The sequence below is a fragment of the Lysobacter sp. GQ73 genome (assembly GCF_059758755.1).
Genome location: NZ_JCAXEE010000002.1, coordinates 1,006,734 through 1,031,484, shown reverse-complemented (window position 1 = coordinate 1,031,484; position 24,751 = coordinate 1,006,734). Strand labels below are relative to the sequence as shown.

General features: G+C 70.4%; 18 protein-coding genes. 6 read left to right on the top strand and 12 right to left on the bottom strand.

Annotated elements, in window-relative coordinates; all coding sequences use genetic code 11:
• Nucleotides 1-25 precede the first annotated feature (25 nt).
• Together AC6CH2_RS09265 and AC6CH2_RS09260 are read right to left on the bottom strand one after the other, a co-directional pair.
• Nucleotides 26-739 carry an aspartate/glutamate racemase family protein gene (locus AC6CH2_RS09265; RefSeq protein ID WP_498268975.1) on the bottom strand — a complete coding sequence of 238 codons (714 nt, stop codon included), beginning with the start codon at nucleotides 737-739 and terminating at the stop codon, nucleotides 26-28.
• Nucleotides 740-777: 38 nt separating this feature from the next.
• On the bottom strand, nucleotides 778-2,484 hold the full coding sequence (locus AC6CH2_RS09260) for a M20/M25/M40 family metallo-hydrolase (RefSeq protein ID WP_498268974.1): 1,707 nt from the start codon (nucleotides 2,482-2,484) through the stop codon (nucleotides 778-780).
• Between the two features lie 429 nt (nucleotides 2,485-2,913).
• Between AC6CH2_RS09260 and AC6CH2_RS09255 the strand changes: the two genes are divergently transcribed.
• Nucleotides 2,914-3,828: a hypothetical protein gene (locus AC6CH2_RS09255; protein ID WP_498268973.1), complete on the top strand. Its 915-nt coding sequence runs from the start codon at nucleotides 2,914-2,916 to the stop codon at nucleotides 3,826-3,828.
• On the opposite strand, the gene AC6CH2_RS09250 is transcribed toward AC6CH2_RS09255, so the two are convergent.
• From AC6CH2_RS09250 to AC6CH2_RS09240, 3 genes are all read right to left on the bottom strand, one after another.
• The gene (locus AC6CH2_RS09250; protein ID WP_498268972.1) at nucleotides 3,790-4,596 is read right to left on the bottom strand and encodes a transporter; all 807 of its coding nucleotides are present in this window, start codon (nucleotides 4,594-4,596) and stop codon (nucleotides 3,790-3,792) included. The two genes, AC6CH2_RS09255 and AC6CH2_RS09250, sit on opposite strands and share 39 nt — an antisense overlap.
• Complete coding sequence (locus AC6CH2_RS09245; protein WP_498268971.1) at nucleotides 4,593-4,964, bottom strand: hypothetical protein; 372 nt, start codon at nucleotides 4,962-4,964, stop codon at nucleotides 4,593-4,595. The genes AC6CH2_RS09250 and AC6CH2_RS09245 overlap by 4 nt, the downstream gene beginning before the upstream one ends.
• Nucleotides 4,965-5,105: 141 nt before the next feature.
• Complete coding sequence (locus AC6CH2_RS09240; RefSeq protein WP_435395812.1) at nucleotides 5,106-5,879, bottom strand: rhomboid family intramembrane serine protease; 774 nt, start codon at nucleotides 5,877-5,879, stop codon at nucleotides 5,106-5,108.
• 136 nt (nucleotides 5,880-6,015) lie between these two features.
• Between AC6CH2_RS09240 and AC6CH2_RS09235 the strand changes: the two genes are divergently transcribed.
• Nucleotides 6,016-7,185 carry a class I SAM-dependent rRNA methyltransferase gene (locus AC6CH2_RS09235; RefSeq protein ID WP_031373977.1) on the top strand — a complete coding sequence of 390 codons (1,170 nt, stop codon included), beginning with the start codon at nucleotides 6,016-6,018 and terminating at the stop codon, nucleotides 7,183-7,185.
• A 1,430-nt stretch (nucleotides 7,186-8,615) separates the two neighbouring features.
• On the opposite strand, the gene AC6CH2_RS09230 is transcribed toward AC6CH2_RS09235, so the two are convergent.
• On the bottom strand, nucleotides 8,616-8,939 hold the full coding sequence (locus tag AC6CH2_RS09230; protein WP_435395813.1) for a hypothetical protein: 324 nt from the start codon (nucleotides 8,937-8,939) through the stop codon (nucleotides 8,616-8,618).
• Nucleotides 8,940-9,194: 255 nt separating this feature from the next.
• Here AC6CH2_RS09230 and AC6CH2_RS09225 point away from each other — a divergent pair, with 255 nt between their 5' ends.
• Nucleotides 9,195-10,538, top strand: a complete 1,344-nt coding sequence (locus tag AC6CH2_RS09225) for a DNA recombination protein RmuC (RefSeq protein ID WP_498268970.1) — start codon at nucleotides 9,195-9,197, stop codon at nucleotides 10,536-10,538.
• Between the two features lie 109 nt (nucleotides 10,539-10,647).
• Here the strand turns inward: AC6CH2_RS09225 and AC6CH2_RS09220 are convergent, their stop codons facing one another.
• The 6 genes from AC6CH2_RS09220 to AC6CH2_RS09195 all read right to left on the bottom strand — a co-directional run bounded on the left by AC6CH2_RS09220 (nucleotide 10,648) and on the right by AC6CH2_RS09195 (nucleotide 15,227).
• Complete coding sequence (locus tag AC6CH2_RS09220; protein ID WP_498268969.1) at nucleotides 10,648-11,820, bottom strand: MlaA family lipoprotein; 1,173 nt, start codon at nucleotides 11,818-11,820, stop codon at nucleotides 10,648-10,650.
• Between the two features lie 130 nt (nucleotides 11,821-11,950).
• Nucleotides 11,951-12,250: an STAS domain-containing protein gene (locus tag AC6CH2_RS09215; protein ID WP_498268968.1), complete on the bottom strand. Its 300-nt coding sequence runs from the start codon at nucleotides 12,248-12,250 to the stop codon at nucleotides 11,951-11,953.
• 2 nt (nucleotides 12,251-12,252) lie between these two features.
• Nucleotides 12,253-12,912, bottom strand: coding sequence for an MlaC/ttg2D family ABC transporter substrate-binding protein (locus AC6CH2_RS09210; protein ID WP_498268967.1), 660 nt, complete (start codon nucleotides 12,910-12,912; stop codon nucleotides 12,253-12,255).
• On the bottom strand, nucleotides 12,909-13,478 hold the full coding sequence (gene mlaD, locus AC6CH2_RS09205) for an outer membrane lipid asymmetry maintenance protein MlaD (RefSeq protein ID WP_498268966.1): 570 nt from the start codon (nucleotides 13,476-13,478) through the stop codon (nucleotides 12,909-12,911). Before mlaD ends, AC6CH2_RS09210 begins: the two co-directional genes overlap by 4 nt.
• A gap of 208 nt (nucleotides 13,479-13,686) precedes the next feature.
• Nucleotides 13,687-14,436 carry an MlaE family lipid ABC transporter permease subunit gene (locus AC6CH2_RS09200; RefSeq protein ID WP_435397231.1) on the bottom strand — a complete coding sequence of 250 codons (750 nt, stop codon included), beginning with the start codon at nucleotides 14,434-14,436 and terminating at the stop codon, nucleotides 13,687-13,689.
• The gene (locus AC6CH2_RS09195) at nucleotides 14,436-15,227 is read right to left on the bottom strand and encodes an ABC transporter ATP-binding protein (protein ID WP_435397230.1); all 792 of its coding nucleotides are present in this window, start codon (nucleotides 15,225-15,227) and stop codon (nucleotides 14,436-14,438) included. The genes AC6CH2_RS09200 and AC6CH2_RS09195 overlap by 1 nt, the downstream gene beginning before the upstream one ends.
• 416 nt (nucleotides 15,228-15,643) lie before the next feature.
• On the opposite strand from AC6CH2_RS09195, the gene recC reads away from it, so the two are divergent.
• From recC to recD, 3 genes are read left to right on the top strand one after another with little or no spacing between them, the layout of a single operon-like run.
• Nucleotides 15,644-19,024: an exodeoxyribonuclease V subunit gamma gene (gene recC / locus AC6CH2_RS09190; protein WP_498268965.1), complete on the top strand. Its 3,381-nt coding sequence runs from the start codon at nucleotides 15,644-15,646 to the stop codon at nucleotides 19,022-19,024.
• Nucleotides 19,021-22,590: an exodeoxyribonuclease V subunit beta gene (gene recB, locus AC6CH2_RS09185; RefSeq protein ID WP_498268964.1), complete on the top strand. Its 3,570-nt coding sequence runs from the start codon at nucleotides 19,021-19,023 to the stop codon at nucleotides 22,588-22,590. Before recC ends, recB begins: the two co-directional genes overlap by 4 nt.
• Nucleotides 22,587-24,449, top strand: a complete 1,863-nt coding sequence (gene recD / locus AC6CH2_RS09180; RefSeq protein WP_498268963.1) for an exodeoxyribonuclease V subunit alpha — start codon at nucleotides 22,587-22,589, stop codon at nucleotides 24,447-24,449. Before recB ends, recD begins: the two co-directional genes overlap by 4 nt.
• The last annotated feature ends 302 nt before the right edge of the window (nucleotides 24,450-24,751 follow it).

Below are 24,751 nucleotides of genomic sequence, written 5' to 3'. Positions count from 1 at the left end.
GCGGGCGAGTGCGGCAACGCCTGCTTCAGGCGCCGTCGATCGCCGCCAGCGCCGCCGCGCGCGCGTGCAGGGCGGTGGTGTCGAACAAGGGAATCTCGACATCGCCGGCGCCGATCAACAGGCCGATTTCGGTGCAGCCCAGGATCACGCCCTGGGCGCCGCGCGCGACCAGCCCGGCGATGACCTCGCGATAGGCCTGGCGCGACTCGTCGCGTATCCGCCCCAGGCACAGCTCTTCGTAAATGACCCGGTGGACCAGATCGCGGCCGGCCGCGTCGGGCACGATCACCTCGAGGCCGTGGCGCTCGATCAATCGCTGCCGGTAAAACTCTTGCTCCATGGTGAAGCGCGTGCCGAGCAGGCCGATCCGGCTCAGGCCGGCGGCGCGGATCGCCGCGCCGGTGGGGTCGGCGATATGCAGCAGGGGCAGGCCGGAGGCGGCTTCGACCGCATCGGCGACTTTGTGCATGGTGTTGGTGCAGATCACCAGCAACTGCGCGCCGCCGTCGCGCAAGCAGCGCGCGGCCTGGCCGAGCAGCACGCCGGCCGCGTCCCAGTCGCCGGCATGCTGCAGACGTTCGACCTCGGCGAAATCGACGCTGTACAACAGCAGCTTGGCCGAATGCAGCCCACCGAGGCGGTCGCGCACAGTCTCGTTGATCAGCCGGTAATACGGCAGGGTCGATTCCCAGCTCATGCCGCCGAGCAGGCCCAGCGTTCTCATCGCGATGTCGCTCATCGCCGCAGTATAGCCAAGCGGCCTGCGTGCTCGGCGACTCAGCGCGGCGCAGCGTCTTCGCCGGCCGCAGTGGGCGATGCGTCGAGAGTGCCGAAGCGCTGACCGAAGAAATCGCCGGCATTCCAGCGCGGCCGTTGCGGCGCGTCGGCGATCGACTGGCCGATGCGCGCGTTGAGCCGGGCCAGACGCGCGGCGTCGGCGTACTGGATCGGTTGGCTCGCGTCGTCGCCGGGCTGGTGATAGCGCTCGCGCAGGAAATCGCGCTGGTGCTTGCCGGCATCGACGCCCGACTGCTGCGCTTGCACGCCGCCGGTCAGGTACACCGCCGGCACGCCGGCGCGGATGAAGGCGAACTGGTCGCTGCGGACGAATACGCTTTCCTGCGGCGAAGGGTCGGGCGACAGGCTCACCCCGACCTCGGCCGCGGCCTGGTCGAGCACCGCCTGCAGGCTGGAATGCTCGACCCCGATCGGCACCACGTCGCGGGTCGGCACCAGCAACACCGGCATGTCCATGTTGACGTTGGCGACCAGCGAATCGCGCGGCACGGTCGGGTGCCGCGCGTACCACTCGGCGCCGAGCAGGCCTTTTTCTTCGGCGGTGACCGCGACGAACAGCAGCGAGCGTTTCGGCGGCGTTTGCGAACGCGCGAGCTGCTGCGCGGCTTCGAGCATGATCGCCACGCCCAGTGCATTGTCGAGGGCGCCGTTGTAGATCGCGTCGCCATGCACCGGCGCGCCGATGCCGATATGGTCGAGGTGGGCGCTGAACAGCACGTGCTCGCGCTTGAGCGTAGCGTCGGCGCCGGGCAGCACCGCGACCACGTTGCGCGACTCGGCCGGCTCGATCCGGGTCTGCGCCGACAATTCGATCGTGCCCGGCAGCTCGAAGCCGCGCAGCGTGCCCGCGCGCGCATCGCGGAACAGTCCCGCGGCGCTGCGGTCGCCGGTGTCGAGCAGGGCGCCGGCGCTGGCGGCGCTGACCTGGGCGATGACCTGCAATTGCGGGAAGGTGTCGAGCGGTCGCCCGTCGGCGTCGCGCAGGCGCATGCCGGGTCGAGCCCAGTTCTCGGCGCCGCGCGCCCAGGGCTGGCGCTGTTCCTCTTCGTCGGTAGACACGATCACCGCGCCGACCGCGCCGCGTTCGGCCAGGGCGGCGAATTTCTCGCGGAACGAGCTGTAGAACGCGCGCCGGTCGGTGTCGAAGCGCGGCGGCGCGCCGTGGAACAGCACCGCGATCTTGCCGCGCACATCGATGCCGGCGAAATCGTCGTGCTGCAGTTCCGGCGCCCGCACCGCCTGGCCGACGAACACCGCCGCCGCGGTCACGCGCGCATCGGTGCGGTCGAAGTTGAGCTGTGGCAGAAACTGCTCGCGGAACTTCAGCGCGGTGGCAGAGCCGTCGCGGCGTATCACCAGGGTGCCGCCGCCGTCGACGCGCTTCGCGCTCAGCATCGGTACCCGTTGGAAGTAGCGGCCGTCGTCGCCGGCCGGACGCAGTCCGATCGCGCGCAGGCGTTCGGCGACGTACAGCGCCGCCAGGTCGTAGCCGCGCGTACCGGCCTCGCGGCCTTCGAGCAGATCGTCGGCGAGAAAACGCAGGTCCGCTTCGATCCGTCGCGCGTCGGCGCCGGCGCTTTCGTCGTAGCCGTCCGCTGCCGGCGGCGCCGGCGCGGGGCGTTGGCAGGCGGCGAGGGCGGCGATCAGGCAGAGGCCGGCGACGGATCGGAAGGGCGAGTAGCGCATCGATTCCCCAAGCGATGAGGTCGCGGAGCCCCGCGACGGCTGCGCTTGCGACGCTATCACCGCAGGGTGGCGGCGCCAAGTTGGGGGATCGGGTCGTGGTTGGGGAGCGAGATAGCGCCAGAGCGAAGCAGAGCCGGAGCATCCCCTCGGCCGCCCTCCTCAAGGGGCTCGGTGCGTGCGGACTGCGGCCTCGGGGCACTCTGGAGCCGGGGCGTTTCTAGAGAGGCTATGACGATGCGATAACGGTCGCGAAAGTCGTGCGCCGGTGCGACTTGCAGCGATCGCGTTCGTCATGGCGCGGGGCCGAGCGTGACGCCCCGCGGAAGAGTGCGAAGGCGGTCGCAAAGACGCGATCTGCCGCGGAAAACCTGTCCGAGGGCAGCGCACGCCCGCGTTGGTCAGAAGGCTCACCCACAACAGGAGCCGATCATGTCCAACGCAAGCAAGCCCATCGTCGCCGCCTACTGCGAAGGCCTGTTCTCCAAGACCGGTGGCAGGGACTATATCGAGGGTCTCAAGGCGTCTGGTTTCAACACCGCGATCCTGGCCCTGGCGCATCCGCACTACCAGGACAGGTCGCCGCCGGCGCCGGACAAGTACAAAGGCGATCTGTACTACAACGATCTCGAAATCGTCTCCAACGGCCGGTACGTCGGTCCGCCGGAGTGGCTGCCGCTGGTCAATTCCCTGACCCTGGGCGCGACCGGCATCGAGCGCGTGTGGTTGTCGATCGGCGGCGGTGGGGTCGGCGACTACGGCAACATCCGCAAGCTGATCGCCGAGTTCGGCAGCGGCGAGAAGAATCCGCTGTTCCAGAACCTGGTCGCGTTGAAGAATACCTTCCCGGCGATCGAGGCCGTCGACCTGGACGACGAGGAGATGCAGGACCAGAAGCTGATCGTCGATTTCAGCCGCATGCTCGGCAAGGCCGGCTTCAAGGTCACCTTCTGCCCCTACTACAACCCCGAGTTCTGGGTCGGCTGCCTGGCCGAACTGCAGAAGACCGATCCCGGCCTGGTGATCGCGTTCAACCTGCAGTGCTATTCCGGCGGCGCCGGCAACAATCCCGAAGATTGGATCCAGGCGCTGCAAAAAACGTTTGGCAGCGGCTTCCCGGCCCGCTTCGTGATCCCGGGCCTGGCGACCGATTCCACCCCGAACCAGGTCCAGCAGCAGTTTGCGCAGTGGGCCAGCGACGGCATCGGCGGCGGTTTCCTGTGGACCTACGAGTCGTCCGGAACGCAGGCGCCGGACTACGCCTCGGCGATCGCCACCGGCCTCGGCACGGCTGCCGCCTTGCGCGGCTCAGTCGAAGTAGAACGACGCCCCCACCCCAGCCTGTAGATCGGGGCTGCCGCGGTCGAGGCCGAGGTCGAACGAGGCATCGAGCTGCACGCGCGGCGTGGCCATCCAGGTCACGCCGCCGCCGGCGACCGAAGTCGCCGACTCGCCGTCGGCTTTCGACACGCCGGCTTCGAGGTAGGCGCCGACGCGGTCGCTGAGCGCGAAGCTCAGGCTCGGCGACCAGGTCCAGGTGTCGCGGCCGTCGCTGCGGTCGAGGTTGAAGTACAGCGCGCCGGCGAGGCGCTCGTCGAAGTCGTAGCCGAGCGTGGTGCCGAGGGTGTACTGGGTGGCGCCGTTGCTGAAGTCGCGGTCGCCGCTGGCCGCGGTGACCGCGCCGAGCACCGCCCACGAGAACGCCTCGTGCGAAGCCGGCAGCGCCACCTTGATCGCCAGGCCGGTGTCGCCGGCGCCGTGGCGCGAGCGGCGGCCGTCGCCGTCGCGTTCGCGCAGCCGGTTGTAGGCCGAGGTCGCCAGCTGCAGCTCGACCCGGTCGCTCAGGCCCTGTCGCAGATTGGTGTTGGCGCTGTAGAGCCGGCTGCGGGCGCCGCCGTCGTCGTCGCGGACGAAATCCGGCAAGCCCTGCTCCCAGGCGAAAGCGCCGCGCGGCAGGGTGTCGGTCGAGAACGAGATGCCGGGCCGGTCGAACGAGGGCGGCTCGGCCGGCCCGGAGCTTTGCGCGATGGCCGGCGCGCCCGCGAGGGCGAGCGTCGCGGCGAGCGCAGCGTTCAGGCCTGTTCGTGCCGCGGCAGGCGCGGCGCTCGGCCTCACGGCTGGACCCACTGGCCGCGCTGCATCTCGCAGGCTTGCTTGATCCCGGCGATCTGCCTGGCGTTGCGCTTGTAGTAATAGATGCGCGCCTTGACGTTCATGGGCGAATCGCAGACCGCCACCGCGCCCGAGGGGCAGGCCGCGACCGGCCGCGCCGAGACCTGGCCGCCGATCTCCGCCAGGCCCGGCAGCGAGCTGTTGCATTGCGGCTGCCTGGCCTCGTCGGAAGCCGGCAGGTCGGTCTCGGTGCATTCGTTGATCATCTGGCCGAGGACCTGGCCTTCGATCATGCAGGCGCTCTTGGCGTGAACGAACGGCGAGGCGGCGAGCAATAGGCTGCACGCGAACGGGACAGTCAGGCGGCGCATGGTCGGCTCCAGGGAAGGGATCGCGGCGTCGCGCAGACCTGCCGTCGCGATGCCTGCGCCGATGCGGCCGCGACCGGACGGCCCGCCTGCGGACCCGGCGCCACTTTAGCGTCAGGCGGTGCGGAGCGCGTGGCGCGCAGCTCAGTCCTCGTGCCGCTGTCGCGACGGAAATTCCAGGACCACGCCGCGTTCGCCGTCGACCGGGCGGTTCCACAGCACCGGCACCCGTTGCGGGCTCGGCGGTTCCAGTTCGTCGTGGGCCGGCACCAGTTCTTCGTCCTCGTCCTCCCAGCTGTAGCGCTTGCGCGGCGGCAGCGGGTCGCGCAGGCGGAACAGGAAGGCGGCGACGACGCCGGCGGCCGCGCCGCCCAGGTGGGCCTGCCACGACACGCCGATCTCGCGCGGCAGCACGGTCAGCAGCATGCCGCCGTAGAGCAGGAAGGCGATCATCGCCGCGGCGATCGAGGGGCGGTCGCGACGCAGCAGGCCCAGGGTCAGGACCAGGAACATCAGGCCATGAGTGAGGCCGCTGGCGCCCAGGTGATAGCTGCCCGGATCGCCGAGCAGCCAGGCGCCGAGGCCGGCGCCCAGCCACAGGATCGGCAGCGCGCGCAGGGTCGCCTTCGGGTAGACCGCGCCGGCCAGGGTGCCGAGCAGCAACAGCGAGGTCGCGTTCGCGGCCAGGTGCTCGATCGAGCCGTGCAGCAGCGGCGCGGTCAGCAGGCCGACCAGGCCCTGCGCCGACCACGGCTGGACGGTGAAGGCGCGCACGTCGAACTGGCCTTGGGCGCTGAACACCGCCGCCAGCAGCAGGACGAAGGCCAGGCTGGCGTTGAGCGCCCGCACCAGACGGCTGCGGTCGGCCTTGCGCTGAGCCGGGGTGTCGGGGATCGGGGCTTCGGTGGGCAGGTGCATGTCACCGAGATTGGCACCGCCCGGAAGGAATACAAGCCGCGTTCGTCGGGCTGGTTTGTCCCGCCAGCGGGACGGCGGCCCGGGGCCGGGCGCGGGCCAGGCCGGGCAAGCGGCCCGGCCCCGGTAGAATGGCGGGATGAATAACGAACTCCCCACCGTACGCCTCAAGAACGCCTGGAAATCCACCCACCCCTGGATCTTCCAGCGCCTGGTCGACAAGCCGGCCCAGCGCCCCAAGCCGGGCTCGATCGTCAACGTGCTCGGCGTCGACGGCGACTGGATCGGCCGCGGCTTCTACAACGGCCACTCGCGCATCGCCCTGCGCATGCTCGAGAACGACCCCGACGTCGAAGTCGACGCCGACTGGTTCGCGCGCAAGATCGCCGCGGCCGTGTCGCTGCGCCGCGACGTGCTCAAGCTCGACGAGGTCAGCGACGCCTGGCGCGTGGTGCATAGCGAGGGCGACGGCCTCAGCGGCCTGGTGGTCGACCGCTACGGCGACCTGTTGGTGGTCGAGTACTTCAGCGCCGGCGCCTTCCGTCACCGCGAATGGATCTACGACGCGCTGCGCCAGCAGTTCCCGGGCTGCCGTTTCTACGCCTTCGCCGACGAGCACGTGCAGAAGCAGGAGAGCTTCGACTTCCGCGGCACCGAAGCGGTGCCGCCGGCGACGATCACCGAGTACGGCATCAAGTTCCGCGCCGACCCCGCCGGCGCGCACAAGACCGGCTTCTTCGCCGACCAGCGCGACAACCGCGAATGGCTGTCGCAGCAGGTCGCCGGCAAGCGCGTGCTCGACCTGTGCTGCAACACCGGCGGCTTCGGCGTGTACGCGAAGGTGCGCGGCGCCGAGGAAGTGGTCGGCGTGGACATCGATGCCGACGTGATCAACATCGCCAAGGCCAACGCCAAGCTCAACGGCGCCCAGGTCAAGTTCGTCCAGGCCGACATCTTTCCCTACCTGCGCGACGTCGCCAACGCCGGCGATCTCTACGACGTGGTGATCCTCGACCCGGCCAAGATGACCCGCGACCGCGAGCAGGTGATTCCGGCGCTGAAGAAGTACCTCGACATGAACAAGCTGGCGCTCGGCGCGCTCAAGCCCGGCGGCCTGTTCGCGACTTTCTCCTGCACCGGCCTGGTCAGCGAAGACCAGTTCCTCGACATGCTGCGCCGCGCCGCGTTCTATGCCGGGCGCACCGTGCAGGTGCTCAAGGTGTCCGGCGCGGGCGCGGATCATCCGTGGTTGGCGCAGGTGCCCGAGTCGCGGTACCTGAAGGCGGTGTTTTGTCGGGTGTTGGATTGAGTCGATCGACAGGCTTGTCGTATGGGGTCGGTGGTGCATGCCGCCGATCCGATCGATGGGCGATCCGGCGCGGTGCCGATTCGCGGCGCCTCGCGGCTTCACCTGTAGGAGCGGCGTAAGCCGCGACCAAGGGACGGATAGAAATCGCATCGCCGTCGTCACTCATCGAAGCCGTGAACCGTCGCGGGGAGTAGGAGCGACGCAAGTCGCGACCGCGCCGTATCCGGTTGCGGCGTTTCTTACCCAGGGCTTTGAAGCCACAGCAAGAGCAAAGCTTCCGCCCCCTGAAGGGTGCGGGTAACTTTCTCGTCCAAAGCAACAAAAGAAAGTCACCAAAGAAAAGTGCTTCTTCCTGCAAGGGCACCAGCCCGCACGATCGGTGCCGGCGCAGGGATGCTCCAGACAGGCCATCCTTGGCCTGCTTGCACACGGCCCGCATCCCTGCGGGCCGCCCTCCGGGTCTGCTTTTGACCGGCGAAGCGGCAAGCAAAGCCATAAAGCAAACCAGATCAAAATCTCGACAACGACAACGACAACGACAACGACAACGACAACGACAACGACAACGACAACGACAACGACAACGACGCCGCGTACCGACCACTGTAGGAGCGGCGTAAGCCGCGATCGCGCAATCCCAATCGCCTACGCCGCCGGCCGTAGATTCGCGGTCGCGGCTTGCGCCGCTCCTACCCTGCGAAAGCGTGCCGCTTCGATGGACGGCAATGGCTATGTCGTCTCGGCGCGTCCCTTGGTCGCGGTTCACGCCGCTCCTACAAGGGATGGCGCTGCGTTCCGATGCTCTACCGCCGGCTTCGGCTTGGCGCCGCCGCGCACTCGCGAAGGCCATCGCAGACCCGGAGGGCGGCCTGCTGGGATGCAGGCCGTTTTTCATCGGGACAAGGATGTCCCGTATGAAAAATCCCCGCGGATGCACCGTTCGTGCGGGCCTGTGATTCAAAACAAAGCATTTTTCTTTGGTTACCTTTCTTTTGTTGCTTTAGACAAAAGAAAGTAACCCGCCGCTTTAGCGGCGGAAGCGTTGGTTTGATCTTGATCCGCATTTTTCTGATCGAGGCGCCGCGAGATAAAAGCAACGATGTCGCGGCTTGCGCCGCTCCTACCCTGGCGAAAGGCATGCCGCTCCGACGAATGACGACTGCCTTGTTACCCCTGCGCGTTCCGCGGTCGCGGCTCACGCCGCTCCTACAGTTGGTTTGATCTTGATCCGCATTTTTCTGATCGAGGCGCCGCGAGATAAAAGCAACGATGTCGCGGCTTGCGCCGCTCCTACCCTGGCGAGAGGCATGCCGCTCCGACGAATGACGACTGCCTTGCTACCCCTGCGCGTTCCGCGGTCGCGGCTCACGCCGCTCCTACAGAAGGAGGCGACTCGTCGCGCTCCCAACGCAAGCGCATGCGCCCACGCCTCAATCCCGCCACCACAGCACCGCCGGCGGGTCGTCCGGCAAGGCGAACTCAAGGCGCTTCAGCGCGTCCAGGTCGAGGCCGGGCAGGTGCACGCTCATCGCGGTCGCGACTTCGCGGTAGCCCGGCCAGTCGGTGCGCAGTTCCAGGCTGTCGCCGCTGACGGTGCCCAGTTCGACGAAGATCAGCTTGCGGTCGACCACGTCGATCGCATAGCCGTCGATGCCGTCGATGTCGGTCCAGCGGATGCCGTGGACGCGGCCGGCGCCGTCGTCGCGCCAGATGCCGCGCGGGTCGGCGTAGAGCCGGGGAGCTTGCGGGTCCATGCATGCAGTCCTTGCGGTGGCCGGTCGGCGAAGCCGATCGGGGCGAATCCAGATTGGCACAGTTCCCTGGCACGGTTCGGTTCCGTACGGAACTCGGCGCCCCGGATTCAGTCGCGATCTGCGACCGGTTTCGCACTTCCTGGTCGGGCCCGGCCGCGGTTCCGACCGACGGCGGCGCAGATCGTGTGCGGTCTCCAGCGCGACCTAAGCGCTGGTGATCGCAGAGCCTGAGACTCACCCCGTTAGACTGGCGGCATGAATGACGTCTCTTTGTTGCTGATCCTGCTGCTGCTCGCCGTCGGGGCTGTGATCGTTCTATTGGTGGTCCTGCTGCTGCGCCGCCCCGAGCTACGCCTGGAGCAGGCCTTGCGCGAGGAGCAGCGCGACGGCCGCGGCGAACTGCGCCAACAGCTCGACAGCCTGTCGGCGCAGCAGGAAACCCGTATCGAGGGCTTCGGCAACCGGCTCGGCGATCTGACCGTGCGCACCGATCAGCGCCTGGATGCCTTGAGTCAGTTGCTGACCGAGGATGCGCGCAAGGGCCGCAGCGAGTCGGCCGAGCAACAGCAGCGCTTCGCCGAGCTGTTGGGCCAGCGCCTCAACGAGCTCACCCAGCGCAACGAGCAGCGCATCGGCGAATTGCGCCAGACCCTGGAAACGCGCTTGCGCGAGTTGCAGGTCGACAACGCCGCCAAGCTGGAGCAGATGCGCGCGACGGTCGACGAGAAGCTGCACGCGACCCTGGAGACCCGCCTGACCGAGAGCTTCGGCAACGTCACCCAGATGCTGGCCCAGGTGCACCAGGGGCTCGGCGACATGAACAAGCTGGCCTCCGACGTCGGCGGCCTGCAGCGCGTGCTGACCAACGTCAAATCGCGCGGCATCTTCGGCGAGGTGCAACTGGCGGGCTTGCTCGAACAGGTGTTCGCGCCCGACCAGTACGCCTCGAACGTCGCGACGGTGCCGGGCAGCAGCGAGCGGGTCGAGTTCGCCGTGCGCTTTCCCGGTCCGGGCGGCGAGGCGCCGGTGTGGCTGCCGATCGACGCCAAGTTTCCGCGCGAGGACTACGAGCGCCTGCTCGACGCGCAAGAGCGCCTCGATCTCGAGGGCGCGCGCGCCGCCGGCGACGCCCTGGAGCGCCGGGTGCGCGACCAGGCCCGCGACATTCAGAAGAAGTACGTGGCGCCGCCGGAGACCACCGAGTTCGCGATCCTGTTCCTGCCGACCGAGGGCCTGTATGCCGAAGTCCTGCGCCGGCCGGGCCTGGTCGAAATGCTGCAGCGCGACCTGCGCATCACCGTGGCCGGGCCGACCACCCTGCTCGCCCTGTTGACCAGTTTCCAGCTCGGTTTCCGCACCCTGGCGATCCAGAAGCGCTCGAGCGAAGTGTGGAAGACGCTCAGCGCGGTCAAGACCGAGTTCGGAAAGTTCGGCGAGGTGCTCGACAACGTCAAGGGCAAGCTCGATCAGGCCAGCAAGCAGATCGAACAGACCGGGGTCAGGACGCGCGCGATCCAGCGCCGCCTGCGCGAGGTCGAGGCGATGCCCGGCGATGCCGCGGCGCGACTGCTGGGGCAGGACAAGGACCTCGAAGAATAAGCCCGGTCCGCGTCAGCGGCCGGTCCTGCGAGGCATCCCAAACCAGAACGGCCCGGATTCGCATCCGGGCCGTTCGTCGTTGCGCGCTGCCGCGAGGCGATCGCGAACCTCAGCGCCCGCCGTCGGTCGGCATCACCGGCATCGCATCGGCCGGCACGCTCGGGTTGCTGTCGTCCTGCAGATATTCCGGCAGGGCGCTGTCGCCGTTCTTGTCGAGGCGGTCGCCGAAGATCTGGTAGTCGCGGCGTTGCGACCAGGAGTCGCGGACCAGGGCGTATTCGTCCTCGGCGCCGTCGCGCAGGCTGTCGAGCGGCAGCAGCTGGGCGCGCACGTCGACCAGTTGCAGGCCCTGCAGCGGGATCCGGATGCGGTCGCGTTCGACGTGGCGCAGCGGGCTCAGCGGCGCATCGCCGAGGGCGCCGAACGAGTCGCGCACGGTGCGCGGGCCGAAGAACGGCAGCTCGACATAGCGCGAGCGCTTCCACCCCCACACGCCCAGGGTCTGGCCGAAGTCTTCGCTGCGGTTGGGCAGCTTGGCGTCGCTGGCCGGGTCGAACAGGCCGCCGATGCCGAGGGTGGTGTTGAGCGCGAACCGGCCGAGCGCCTGCGCGGCCTGCTTGGGCTTGCCCTGCAGCAGCGCGTTGACGATCGACACCGGCTGGCCGAGGTTGTTGAAGAAGTTGCTCACGCCCAGGCGTACCGGACGCGGCACCACCTTGGAATAGGCGCGCGCGAGCGGACGGGCCACGCCGCGATCCACCGCCATGTTGAAGCGGTGCATCTTGCGGTTGTACTTCTCCCACGGGTCGAACGCGCCCGGCACCGAGGCCGGCGCCGGCAGGGTCGGGTCGGCGACCGGGTCGTACTCCTGCGACGGGGTGCCGTAGAGCGCATCGAAATCGCGCTCGGCTTCGGTGCGCTGGTCGTCGGCCGGGCCCGGCTCGACCGCGGCGGCGGCCGGCGGCGGCACGGCGGCTTCGACCGCCGGCGCATTCGGATCGGGCGGTGCCGATTGGACCTGGCTCGATTCGACCTGGGCGACGGCGTAGTCGAGAGCGGGCTCGGCCGTTGCAGCCTGCGTCGTATCGGCCGGCGTGGCCGCCGTATCGGCGAGCGCGAGCGCTTCGACGGATGGCGTCGCAAGCGCCGGTTCGTTCTGCGCCGTGGCGCTTACGGCGGTTGCTTCGGCGGCGGTCGGGTTCGCGTCCTGCGCGAAAGCCGGAACGGAATGCAGCGCGGCCAAAGCCAGGCCGAGCGAGAGTGAGAGTGCGTGGGGGCGCATGGTTGCAGTCTAGTCTTCCGGGACAACGGGTGGGGGCAGCCAGGCCGGATCCGTCGGCGTTGGCGACCGCAACAGGAGAGTTCTGCGACGGAGTTCGTGTATCAGCGACCGGAACTTGAGAGTCTGAAACTCAGCGACCGAAGCCGAGCGCGTCGTCGAGCCGGTAGGCCGCGCGCAACTCGCTCAGCCCGGCCGGCGTGCCGACCACTTCGACGCCTTCGACCTGCGCGGCCAGCTCGGCCAACAGCGCCAGGCCGGCGCTGTCGACGGTGCTCACCGCGCTCAGGTCGAAACGGCGCACGCCGCCGATCAGCGCGCGCGCCTGCGGCCACAGCATCGCCGCCGCGGCGCGGTCCAGCGCGCCGCTGAACATCAGCGCCTCGCCGTCCTTGCGCACGCCGGCGCCGTCGCGGGCCGTCGCTGCGCCCATGCTCAGTTGCCGCCCGCCTGGGCCTGCAGCTTGCCGGCCTTGAGGTCCTTGGCGACCTGGGCGATCGACTTCTGGCTCAGCGGGGTGTCGAACTGATTGCGGAAGGTCTGCACGAAGCTGACGCCTTCGACCATCACGTCGAACACCTTCCACTGGGCGCCGCTCTTGCGCAGCAGGTAGTCGACCGGAATCGGCTCGCCGCCCTGGCGCAGGAACTCGCTGGAGACCTTGACGATGGCGCCGCCGCGCAGCGGGGTCTCGGATTTGATCCGGACCTTGAGCTTGGTGTTGAAGTCGAGCAGGGCCGAGCCGTAGCGCTGCATCAGGCTGCCGGTGAGGGCATCGGCGAACGCGGCGACGTCGGCGTCCGAAGCGCCGCGGCCGTGCGTGCCCAGGACCAGGCGCGCGGCGTAGTCGCGGTCGAACACCTGGTTGAACTCGGTCGAGATGAACTGGCTGAGTGCGGCGCGGTTCTTGCTGAACTCGGCGCGGCGCGCTTCCAGGGTCGACAGGATGCGGGTGCTGTTGTTCAGCACCATCGCGCTCGGGGTGCCGGCGGCGGGGGCGGTGCCCGGCGCCGCGGTGACCTGGGCGAGGGCGAGCGTGGGAGCGCCGGCGAGCAGGGCCGAGGCGAGGACGATGGAGATCAGTGAACGCTTCATTGCTTGGTCTCGTCGGTGGAGGGGGCGGCTTCGCCCTGGAGATAGTCGGGAACGCCGGCGTCGGCGGGCTTGGCGGCCGAGTCGCCGGCCGCATTGCCGCCTTGTGCGCCACCGCCGCTGAACATGTACTTGCCGACCAGCTGAATCAGGTCGACGGCCGGCTGGGTCAGGTAGATCTCGTCGCCGGGCTTGAGGTTTTCCGGGTCGCCGCCCGGGGTCAGGCCGATATAACTTTCGCCGAGCAGGCCGCTGGTGAAGATGCCGGCGGCGGTGTCGGCCGACAGGTTCCGGTAGCGGTTGTCGATCGCCAGGGTCACGATCGAGCTGTACTTGACCGGGTCGAGCGAGATGTCGGCGACCTGGCCCACGGTGACGCCGCCGATCTTGACCGGCGCGTTCGGCCGCAGCGCGCCGATGGTGGTGAAGCGCGCGGTGATCTCGTAGCTGCTGCGGCCGAAGCCGAACTTGCCGTTGGTGGAGGCGATCGCCAGCACCAGCAGCGAAGCCAGGGCGAGCAGCAGGAATGCGCCTACGGCGAATTCGATGCGGGGACTGCGGACGGACATGGCATCACCTTGGGGATAAAGCCCGCGCGGTTCGGCGCGGCGATGTAACGGTTGGACTGGCTTGCGGGTCGATCGATCGGTGTACTGAGCAACAAGCAAAAACGGATCAATGAAGCCCTTCTCCCGCTGGGAGAGGGGGTGAGGGCGGTGCGCCTGCGCCGCTTCGACCTCGTCCCGTACCCTCATCCGGCCCTGCGGGCCACCTTACTTACTTGAACAGCAGCGCCGACATCACGAAGTTGAACATCAGCACCAGCAGCGAGGCGTTGACCACGGCGCGGGTGGTGGCCACCGAGGTGCCCTCGATGGTCGGCTCGGCGTGGTAGCCGACATACGCCGCGACCAGGGCCGCGGTCGCGCCGAACACCGCCGACTTCACGAAGGCCATCAGGAAGTCGTCGTAGAAGTCGACGCTGTCCTTGAGCACCTGCCAGAAGATCCCCGACTCGATGCCGATCACGTGCACCGACTCGAAATAGCTCGCGCTGATGGCCAGGCTGCAGAAAAAGCCGGTCAGCAGCGGCACGCACAGCACCGCCGCCCAGAAGCGCGGCGCCACCGCCTTGGCGATCGGGTCGATCGCCATCAGGCCGAGCGCGGTGATCTGGTCGGTCGCGCGCATCAGGCCCAGTTCGGCGGCGATCGAACTGCCGGCGCGGCCGATGAACAGCAGCGCGGTCAGCACCGGCCCCAGCTCGCGGTACATGCCCAGGCCGAGCATGGCGCTGACCTGGTTGGCCGCGCCGTAGGTGTCGAGCGCACGATAGCCCAGCAGAGTCACCGATAAGCCGACGAACGCGCCGCCAACGGCGATGATCGGCAGCGAACGTGCACCTATCTTGTAAATTTCGCGGGTCAGCTCGCGGAAGAAGTCGCGGGTCGGCTTGGACGCGCGCAACACCGACAGCGAGAACAGGCCGGCACGGCCCAGCGAGCGGGTCGCAGCGATGAAGGGCATCAGGCGGCCTCCGTGGTGGTGCGCGGTGCGGCGTCGAACCCGATCGGGCCGTCGGGTTCGCCGAGCAGGAATTGACGCACCAGCGGGTCCTGGCTGCGTTCGAGTTCGCTCGGCGTGCCCGAGAACACGATGCCGCCGTTGGCGATCACGATGGCGTGGTCGGCGACCGGCAGAGTCTCGTGGACGTGGTGGGTGACCACGATGCTGGTCAGGCCGAGGGTGTCGTTGAGGCGGCGCACCAGACTCATGACCACGCCCGAGGCGATCGGGTCCAGCCCGGTCAGCGGCTCGTCGTAGATCATCAGCGGCGGGTCCAGCGCCAGCGCGCGCGCCAGCGCGACCCGGCGCGCCATGCCGCCGGACAGTTCGCGCGGGAAGGCGTCGGCGGCGGCGTGCAGGCCGACCGCATGCAGCTTCATCAGCACCAGGCGCTCGATCAGCGCCTTCGGCAGGCGGGTGTGCGCGCGCAGCGGCAGGGCGACGTTCTCGGCGGCGGTGAGATCGGTCAGCAGGCCGTTGCCCTGCAGCAGCACGCCGATGCCCTTGCGCAATTCGAGCAGCTCGCGCGGGTCCTGCGGCACGCGCTGGCCGAACACCTCGACCGTGCCCGCGGCGGGGGCGAGTTCGCCGGTCAGGGCCGACAGCAGGGTCGACTTGCCGCTGCCCGAGGGGCCCAGCACCGCGACGATGCTGCCGCGCGGCACCGACAGATTGATCCCGCGCAGCACGCTGCGGCCGCCGCGATCGAGGCGGAGGTCGGTCAGGCGGACGATGGGCGGTTCGGTCGTCATGCGGTAAGACAGTCCGTGCGAGGGCGATGAGACGGTCGGACAAGCGCTGCAAAACGGCGCAGCTTGGCCCAGCCAGCCTGAACCGGGGTCGAGCGTCGGCCATTGTCGCAGGTTAGGCGGCCTCGCTCGCAGCGGTGGCGAGACGGAGCGTTCGGCCGTAATGCGGCCGGGCCAGGGTGGGCGCTGGGGATTAAGACGGTTTTAAGGGTGCTGGGGGGCGGGAGCCGGAGCGGGAGTGAGAAGCGAGGAGTGAGGAGTGAGGAGGTGAGGAGGGAGTAACTAGTGGGGAGGAACTAGGAACTAGATCCCTATCGGAGAGGGGGCAGGGGGATTGCTCTTGCGCTTGCGCGCTTGTCATCGCGCAACCGCCACAACCGGCGGCAGCGCTTCCGGCGCCCTTGCGGCAAGATGGCGGGATGCCCGCGCGCGCCGATTTCCGTCTCTACCATTCCAATGCGCTGGACGTGCTGGCCGGTCTGCTCGCGCAGGAGCTGCGCACGCCCGCGCCGGGGCAGCCGCTGCTGGCGCCTGACGTGATCCTGATCCCGCAGGTGGCGATGCGGCGCTGGCTGCAGGCGACGTTGGCGCAGGCCTACGGCATCGCCGCGAACCTGGAATTCCTGACCCCGGGCGAATTCGTCCAGCGTGCGCTCGACGCCAATGCCTCCGACGAGGACTTGGCCCATCCCGGCGAGGACCTCGACGCCCAGGCCCTGCGCTGGCGCCTCTACAGCGTGCTGTCGCAGCCGGCGCAGCTGCGCGAGCCGGCGCTGGCGCCGCTGCGCGCCTACCTCGACGGCGACGACCCGCTGAAGTCGTGGTCGCTGTCGGGCGAACTGGCCTCGCTGTTCGAGAAATACCAGGCCTGGCGCCGTGACTGGCTGCTGGCCTGGGACGCCGGGCGTGAGCGCGACGATCCGCAGGCGGCGCTGTGGCGCCGGGTCGCCGCCGGCCGCCGTTACCGCGCGCGCCGCATCGACGATTACCTGGCCCGGTTCCAGGGCGAGGCCGGCATCGCCCGGCCGCCGCGCGGGCTGCCGCCGCGGCTGTTCGCCTTCGCCACGCTCAATGTCTCGCCGGACGTGCTGCGGATGATCGCGACCCAAGCGATCGCCGGCACCCTGCATTTCTATCTGCCGACCCCGACGCGCAAGTACTGGGGCGACCTGGGCACCCTGGCCGAACGCCTGCGCCTGGGCGAGGACGCCGCCTTCGGCGACGACGACAACCCGCTGCTGCAGGCCTGGGGCGCGGCCGGCCGCGATTTCATGGCGGTGCTCGGCGGCTACGAGGTCGTGCACCCCTCCGGCGAAATCGCCGCCTACGCCGATCCCGAGGAGAGCCGCCACGACGACCCCTCGCGCGACAGCCTGCTGCAGCGCCTGCAACGCGACCTGTTGCATCGGCGCGCGCTGCCGGCCGTGCCGTGGCGCGAGCGCGTCGATCGCGCGGATGCCAGCCTGCAGGTGCACGCCTGCCACACCCGCTTGCGCGAAGTGCAGGTGTTGCACGACCAGTTGCAGGGCCTGCTCGATCCGAACTCGGCCGAGGGCCGGCGTTTCGACCCGCCGCTGCAGCCGCGCGAGATCGCGGTGCTGGCGCCCGACATCGACCCCTACGCGCCGCACATCGCCGCGGTGTTCGGCGGCCTGGCCGGGCGGCCGGGCTTCATTCCGTATGCGCTCGCCGACGCCAGCCCGCTCGCCTCCGAACCGCTCGCGGAAGTGTTCCTGCGCCTGCTGGCCTTGCCGGTGTCGCGATTCGGACTCAGCGAAATCCTCGACCTGCTGGCGACGCCGGCGATCGCCGACCAGGCCGGCCTCGACGGCGCCGGCCTCGAACGCCTGCGCACCTGGCTGCAGAACGCCGGCGCGCGCTGGGGCATCGACGCGGCTCACCGCAGCCGCCACAACGCCCCCGGCGACGACGCCTACACCTGGGCGTTCGCGCTCGACCGTCTGCTGCTCGGCCACGCCGCCGGCGACGGCGCCGCGGCCGACGAGATGATCGCCGGCATCGCGCCTTACGCCGAACTCGAAGGCGCCTCGCTGGATGCGCTGGATGCGTTGATCCGTTTGCTGCGGGTGCTGGCGCGCTTCGAGCGCGCGCTCGATGCCGAGCTGAGCCCGGCGCAATGGGCCGACCGCCTGCTCGGCCTGCTGCGGGCGATGCTGCCCGAACGCCCGCGCGACCCCACCGACCAGCGCACCCTCGAACGCCTGCGCAACCTGATCGAAAGCTTCGCCCGCGATGCCGGCAAGGCCGGCTTCGACGGCACGGTCGGCGCCGAAATCGTGCGCAGCCATTTCCGCGCCGCGCTGGCCGAGGCCGACACCCGCGCGCCGCTGCTGACCGGCGGCGTCAGCTTCGGCCGCATGGTGCCGATGCGGTTGATTCCGTTCCGGGTGATCTGCCTGCTCGGCATGAACGACGGCGACTACCCGCGCCGCGACCCGGCCGGCGGCCTCAACCGGCTCGCCGCCGAACTCGGCACCGCCGCGCGCCGCCACGGCGACCGCTCGCTGCGCGACGACGACCGCTTCTTGTTCCTGCAGTTGTTCGGCGCCGCCTCCGACACGTTCTATCTGAGCTACCTCGGCGCCGATCCGCGCGACGGCAGCCAGCGCGAACCCTCGACGTTGGTCTCGGAACTGCTCGACGTCGCCGCGCGCTATCACGCCGATCCGGCCGCGGCGCGCAACGAGTTCGTGGTGCGCCAACCGCTGCAGCCGTTCGCCGCGGCCGCGTTCGGCGCCGGCGAACGCGAGCCGGAGCCGCGCCGTTTCAGCTATCGCGCCGAATGGCGGCCGGCGGTCGATGCCGGCGCGCTGGGCCTGCGCGGCGAGATCGGCCCCTGGCTCCACGAACCGCTGCCGCCCGACCCGGACGCGGCCGACGACGGCAGCGTGGCCTACCAGGACCTGCGCAGCTTCCTGCGCGACCCGCCGACCGCGTTCCTGCGCCAGCGCCTGGGCTTGCGTCTGCCCGACGAGATCGACGCCGGCGACGACGTCGAGCCGCTGGTGCTGCCCGGGCCGGGCCTGTTTCGCCAGCAACTGCAGCGCGCGGTGTTCGACGACCTGATCGCCGGCGGCGGCCGGATCGATCGCGACCGGCTGCAGGCGAGCCTGCGTGCCCGCGCGTTGCTGCCGTCCGGCCCGCTCGGCCGACGCCAGCTCGATGCCTTGCTCGGGCAGGTGCGGCCCTACGCCGATGCCTTCGCGCGTTGGCGCAGCGGCGAGGCCGAGGCGCTGCCGTTCGAACTCGACCTCGGCGACGCGCGCCTGCTCGGCCGGCTCGACGATGTCTATGCCGGCGGATTGGCGCGGCTGCGTTTCGACAGCCTGCACGGGCCGTCGCAGATCGCTCATGGTCTGGATTGGCTGGTGCTGTCGGCGCTCGGCGACCGCCGTCCGCTGGCCCAGTTCGCCCAGACCGACCGCGGGCCCGGCCCGCATCTGCGCGAAGCGCTGGCGCCGCAGCAGGCCCAGGCGGCGTTGCGCAGCCTGCTGCGCCTGCGCGATTACGGCCTGCGCGCGCCGCTGCCGTTCCTGCCGCGCGCCGGCTGGCTCTGGTACGAAGCCGCGAGCCAGGACAAGGACGGCTGGGGCAAGGCCGAGAGCCAGTGGCACGGCAGCCCGCGCACCTGGGGCGAGGCGACCACGCCGGGCGCGCGCCTGGCCTTGCGCGGGCGCGATCCGTTCCGCGATCCAGTGTTGGGCGAAGAATTCCGCGAGATCGCCAGGCTGGTGTTCGGCGCCGTGGTCCACGGCCGCGACGAAGGCGGCGGCGCATGAGCGCGCCGCGCGATCCGTTCCTGGACCTGCCGCTCGACGGCCTGCGCCTGATCGAGGCCAGCGCCGGCACCGGCAAGACCTACACCCTGGCGACGCTGGTCACCCGTCTGGTGATCGAGCGCGGGCTGCGCATCGGCGAGGTGCTCGCGGTGACCTTCACCGACGCCGCCACCCAAGAGCTGCGCGAACGCCTGCGCCGCCGCCTGCTGTTGGCCGCGCGCATCGCCGCCGACGACCCGGCCCTGCCGCGCGACGGCGACGACGGCGAACGCGCGCTGACCCGCAGTCTGGTCGAGGCGCAGGCCGCGCAGGAAGGCGCCGCGCCGTTGCGCGCGCGCCTGGCGCGCGCCGCGCGCGAGATCGACCTGGCCGCGGTGGTCACCATCCACGGCTTCTGTGCGCGAGTCCTGGCCGAGCACGCGCTCGAGACCGGACAACCGTTCGCGCCGCCGGAGATGATCGGCAGCGAACGCGAACTGCACGACGAGATCGCGGTGGACCTGTGGCGCGCCTTCGGCAGCGACGCGACTGCGGCCGAACTGTTGTCGCTGCAATGGCCGGGCGGCCCGCCTTCGCTCGCGGCCGATCTGGGCCCGCTGCTGCGCACCGCACAGTTGCTGCCGCCGGTGCCGGCGATGTCGGAGGATCCCTTGCCGGCGCTGCAACAGGCCGCGCAAACCTTGAGCGCTGTGTTCGCCGAGCACGGCGAAGAGGCCTGCGCGCGGCTCGACGCCGCGATCGCCGCGAAGGTGCTCAACGGCAACAGTTACCGGGCCAATCTGCCGCGCGAGTTGTGGCTGCTGCTGAGCCAGTGGTGCGCGCACGGCGATGCCGGCCAGGCGCTGGATCCCAGGATCGAGCGGTTGACCCCGGCGACCCTGGCCGCGCGCACCAACAAGGGCAAGGAGGCGGCGACGCCGTCGTCGCCGCTGTTCGACGCCGTCGCTGGCTACCTCGATGCCGCCCAGCAGCGTGCGCAGTGGCTGGCGGCGCAGGCGGTGGCGCTGGTGCACCGGGTGCGCGAGCAGGCCGGCAAGCGCCTGAGCGAACTCAAGCGGGTGCGCCGGGTGCAGAGCTTCGACGACCTGATCGCCGACGTGGCCGCGGCACTGGAAGGGCCGCACGGCGAGACCCTGGCCGAACGCCTGCGCGAGCAATACGCGGTCGCCCTGGTGGACGAATTCCAGGACACCGACGCGCGCCAGTGGCGGATCTTCGAGCGGGTGTTCGGCGCGCGCGCGCTGTTCCTCATCGGTGATCCCAAGCAGGCGATCTACGGCTTCCGCGGCGGCGACGTGCACACCTATCTGGGCGCGGCCCAGCGCGCCGAGCAGGCGCCGCCGCTGGATCACAATTTCCGTTCGCGGCCGTCGCTGCTGCGCGCGGTCTCGGCGCTGTACGCCCAGGCTGGCGAAGCCGCCTTCATCGATGCAAGGATCCGCTTCCGCGAAGTCCGGCCCGGCGGCGCGGTCGCCGATGCCGACCTGCAGCGCGACGGGGCGGTCGCGCCGGCGCTGACCCTACGCCGGCTGCCGGCGCCCGACGACGGCCGCAAGAAAGCCGAATGGAATGCGCCGGAGTCGCGCGAACTGGCGACCCGCGCCTGCGTCGCCGCGATCCACGCCTGGTTGCGCGACGCACGCGACGGCCGCGCCAGCATCGCCGGCCGGCCGGTGCAGCCGGCCGACATCGCCGTGCTGGTGCGCAGCCACGACGAGGCCGCGCGGATCCAGCAGGCCTTGATCGCCGCCGGCATTCCGGCGGTCGCGGCGGGGCGGCGCAGCCTGTTCGCGACCGAACAGGCGCTGGACGTGTTGAGCCTGTTCGATGCCTTGCTGCACCCTGGCGACGGCGGCCGCCTGCGCGCCGCGCTCGCGACCGCTTTGATCGGCCTCGACGCCAGCGCGATCGCGCGGCTGTCCGAGGACGAGCCCTGGCAGCGCGACTGGCAGTTGCGTGCACTGGGCTGGCGCGAGCGCTGGCAGCGGCACGGGCCCCTGGCCCTGATCGCCGACCTGTGCGCCGAGCAGGCGCCGCGCCTGCTGACCCTGGCCGATGGCGAGCGCCGCCTGACCAACCTGATGCAGCTCGGCGAAACCCTGCAGGAAGCCGATACCCGCTCGCTCGGCCTGCACGGCCTGTGCGACTGGCTGCGCCTGCGCATCGCCGAGGCCGACGACAGCGACGAGAAACAGCAACTGCGCCTGGAATCGGACGCGCGCCGGGTGCAGATCCTGACTCTGCACAAGAGCAAGGGCCTGGAGTTCGGCCTGGTGTTCCTGCCGTTCATCGCGATCGGCCGTGAGCCGCGCGGCGGGCGCTTGTGCGAATACCCCGACCCGGAACTCGGCCGCGTGCTGCAGTTGCAGACCGAAGTGGTCGACCCGCACGCGCCCGACTGGGACAGCGCGCGCGAACGCGCCGCGCTCGAAGCGCGCTCGGAAGACGCGCGCCTGCTGTATGTCGGCCTGACCCGCGCGCGCCATGCGCTGTGGCTGGCGAGCGGGCCCTTGTACCTGGCCGCGGCCTCGCCGTTGCGGGCGATGGTCGCCGACCCGGAGGCGCTGGCCGCCGGCCAGGCCGACGCCATCGTCGTCGACGACGGCGCGCTCGAAGCCGCGCCGGCGCCGCTGTTGCCGGCCGCGACCGGTGCGGTGCCGCCGGCGCGGGTCGCCCGCCGCAACCCGGCGCGCGACTGGTGGGTGTACAGCTTCACCCAGCTCACCAACGAGGACAGCGGTGGCGAGGCCCCGCTGGTGGCCATGGACGAACGCGGCGCCGAGGACGAACCGGAGACCACGCCGGCCCTGCTGACTCCGGCCGATGCGCGCTTCTCCGGCAGCCGCTTCGGCAATGTCGTCCACGACGCGCTCGAACGGGTCGACTTCGGCGCCTGGCGCGGATGGACGCCGGACCGGGCCGAGCCGCCGGGCGAGGGCGAAGTGCTGGCCTCGGCTCTGCGCGCCGAGGGCTATACCGAGGCCGACCTCGACGAAGGGTTGCCGGTGCTGGCTTCGCTGGTCGGCCGGACCCTGACCGCGGCGCTGCCCGAGGGCGCGCGCCTGTGCGAGGTGCCCGAGCGCGAGCGACGCGCCGAAATGGAGTTCCACTTCGCGCTCGAATCGGCGCCGATCGACGCCCTGCTCGAGGCGATGCATGCGCACGGCTGGTTGCGCGAGCGCCATGCCTTCGGATTGCGGCGCCGGCTCGAGGGCCTGATGACCGGCAAGATCGACCTGGTCTACGTCCACGACGGCCGCTATTACGTGCTCGACTACAAGACCAACCGGCTCCCTGCCTACGACGCCGCGCACGTCGAGCGCGCCATGGACGAAAGCGAGTACACCCTGCAATCGCTGATCTACACCATCGCCCTGCACCGCTGGCTGCGCTTCCGCCTCGGCGAGGGCTACGACTACGCGCGCGATTTCGGCGGCGTGCGCTATCTGTTCTGCCGCGGTCTCGATCCCGAAGATCCGGCCGCCGGGGTGTACGCGCACCAGCCGGCGCGCGCCCTGGTCGATGCGGTCGATGCCTTGTTCGCCGGACGCGGAGGCGCGGCATGAGCCTGCTCGACACGCTGTACCGCGAAGGCGCCCTGCGCACGATCGACCACGCGCTGGCGCAGGCGCTGCGCCGGCTCGACCGGGACACGCCCGATGCGGTGCTGGCCGCGGCCGCGTTGGCCTCGCAGGCGATCGCTCACGGTCACGCCGCGTTCGATCCGTCGAGGCCGTGGCTGTTGAGCGATGCGGCGATCGACTGGCCGTCGGCCGAGGAATGGCTGGCGGCGTTGCGAGATTCGCGCTGGATCGCCACGCCGGCCGACGGCGCGCCCGCGCATCGCGATGCGCCCCTGGTGCTGGAACGCGGCCTGCTGTACCTGCGGCGTTATCGCGAATACGAACGCCGGCTTGCTGCCGGCCTGCGCCGGATCGCCGGATCGGCGCCGCCGGCGCCCGACCTCGCCGCGCTGGCGCCGTTGTTCGCCGCGCTGTTTCCGCAGGCGCGCGACGACGACCGCCAGGCGCGCGCGGCCGCGGTGGCCTTGCTGCAATCGCTGCTGCTCGCCACCGGCGGCCCCGGCACCGGAAAGACCACGACCATCGCACGCCTGCTGCTGTTGCTGATCGCGCAGGCGCGGCTCGAAGGCGCGCCTGCGCCGCGAATCGCGCTGGCGGCGCCGACCGGGCGCGCCGCCGAGCGCATGGCCGAGAGCCTGCGCGCGGCGGCTTTACGGCTGCGCGAGTTCGACGGCGTCGATGCGGCCTTGTGCGAGGCCTTGCCGGTCGAGGCGAGCACCCTGCACCGGCTGCTCGGCAGCGTGCCCGACAGCCCGCGCTTCATGCACGACGCCAGCCGGCCCTTGCCGTTCGACATCGTCGTGGTCGACGAGGCCTCGATGGTCGACCTGCCGCTGATGTGCAAGCTGGTCGAGGCGGTCGCCGACGGCGCGCGCCTGATCCTGCTCGGCGACCGCGATCAACTGCCCTCGGTCGAAGCCGGCGACGTGCTCGCCGCGATCGTCGATGCCGCCGGCGACGACGACGGGCTACCGCCCGCGCTGGCCGAACGGTTGCGGCCCCTGCTCGGCGAGGCGTTGAAGATCCAGCCCGACCCGACCCCGCTCGGCGCCTACCGCGTGCACCTGCGCCGCGGCTATCGCCAGGCCGAGAGCCTGGACCTGGCGCCGCTGGCCGAGGCCACCCGCACCGGCGACGCCGACGCGGTGCTGGCGTTGTTGCGCGGCGGCCGCCTGGCCGGCGTGCAGTTCCACGAAGACGTGCACGACCCGCTCAGCGGCCCCGGCCGCGAACTGCTGCTGCCGACCTGGCGCGCGCTGGCCGGCACCGTCGACCCGCTCGAAGCGCTGGCGCTGGCCGCGCGTTTGCGCCTGCTGACCGCCTTGCGCGACGGCGGCCAGGGCGCGGCGCCGTTGAACGCGCGCATCGAGGAAGCCCTGGCCGGCGCGCACCGCCCGCCGTACTTCCATGGGCGCCTGTTGCTGATCACCGAGAACAGCTACCGCCACGGCCTGTTCAACGGCGACATCGGTGTGTGCCTGCGCGCCGACGCGACCGCGCGACCGCCCGGCGCGCGCGAGCACGACACCGGCGCCGCGACCACGGTGGCCTGGTTCGCCGGCGGCAGCGACGGCGCACGCGGCTTCCATCCCTCGGCCCTGCCGGCGCATGGCGGTGCGTTCGCGATGACCGTGCACAAGGCCCAGGGCTCCGAATTCGACAGCGTCTGGCTGCAACTGCCGCGCCAGGACGCGCGTCATCTGTCGCGCGAACTGCTCTACACCGGCATGACCCGCGCGCGGCAATCGCTGCACATCGCCGCCAGCGAACCGGTGCTGCGCCAGGCCCTGTCGCGGCACGCGGCACGGGTGTCGGGATTGGCCTGGCGGCTGGGTGGGTGAGGGATTGATCGGACCTGTGTTGGTCTGTGATTGGGGGCGGGCCTCGAGATCAGGCGACTAGCCTTTCCTGCAAGTCGAGCGACTGGCTTTTGCCGCCTTTGAAAAAGACGGGCAGGGGATTTGCCTCCGCCTCCGCCGTTGTCATTGCCGTTGCCGCTGTTGCTGTTGCTGTTGCTGTGCGCAGCATCGCACTAGCGAAGGCTAAAGAAGATCCAAAGGGCGGCCCGCAGGGATGCGGGCCGTTTTTCATCGGGACAAGGATGTCCCGTATGAAAAATCCCCGCGGATGCACCGCTCGTGCG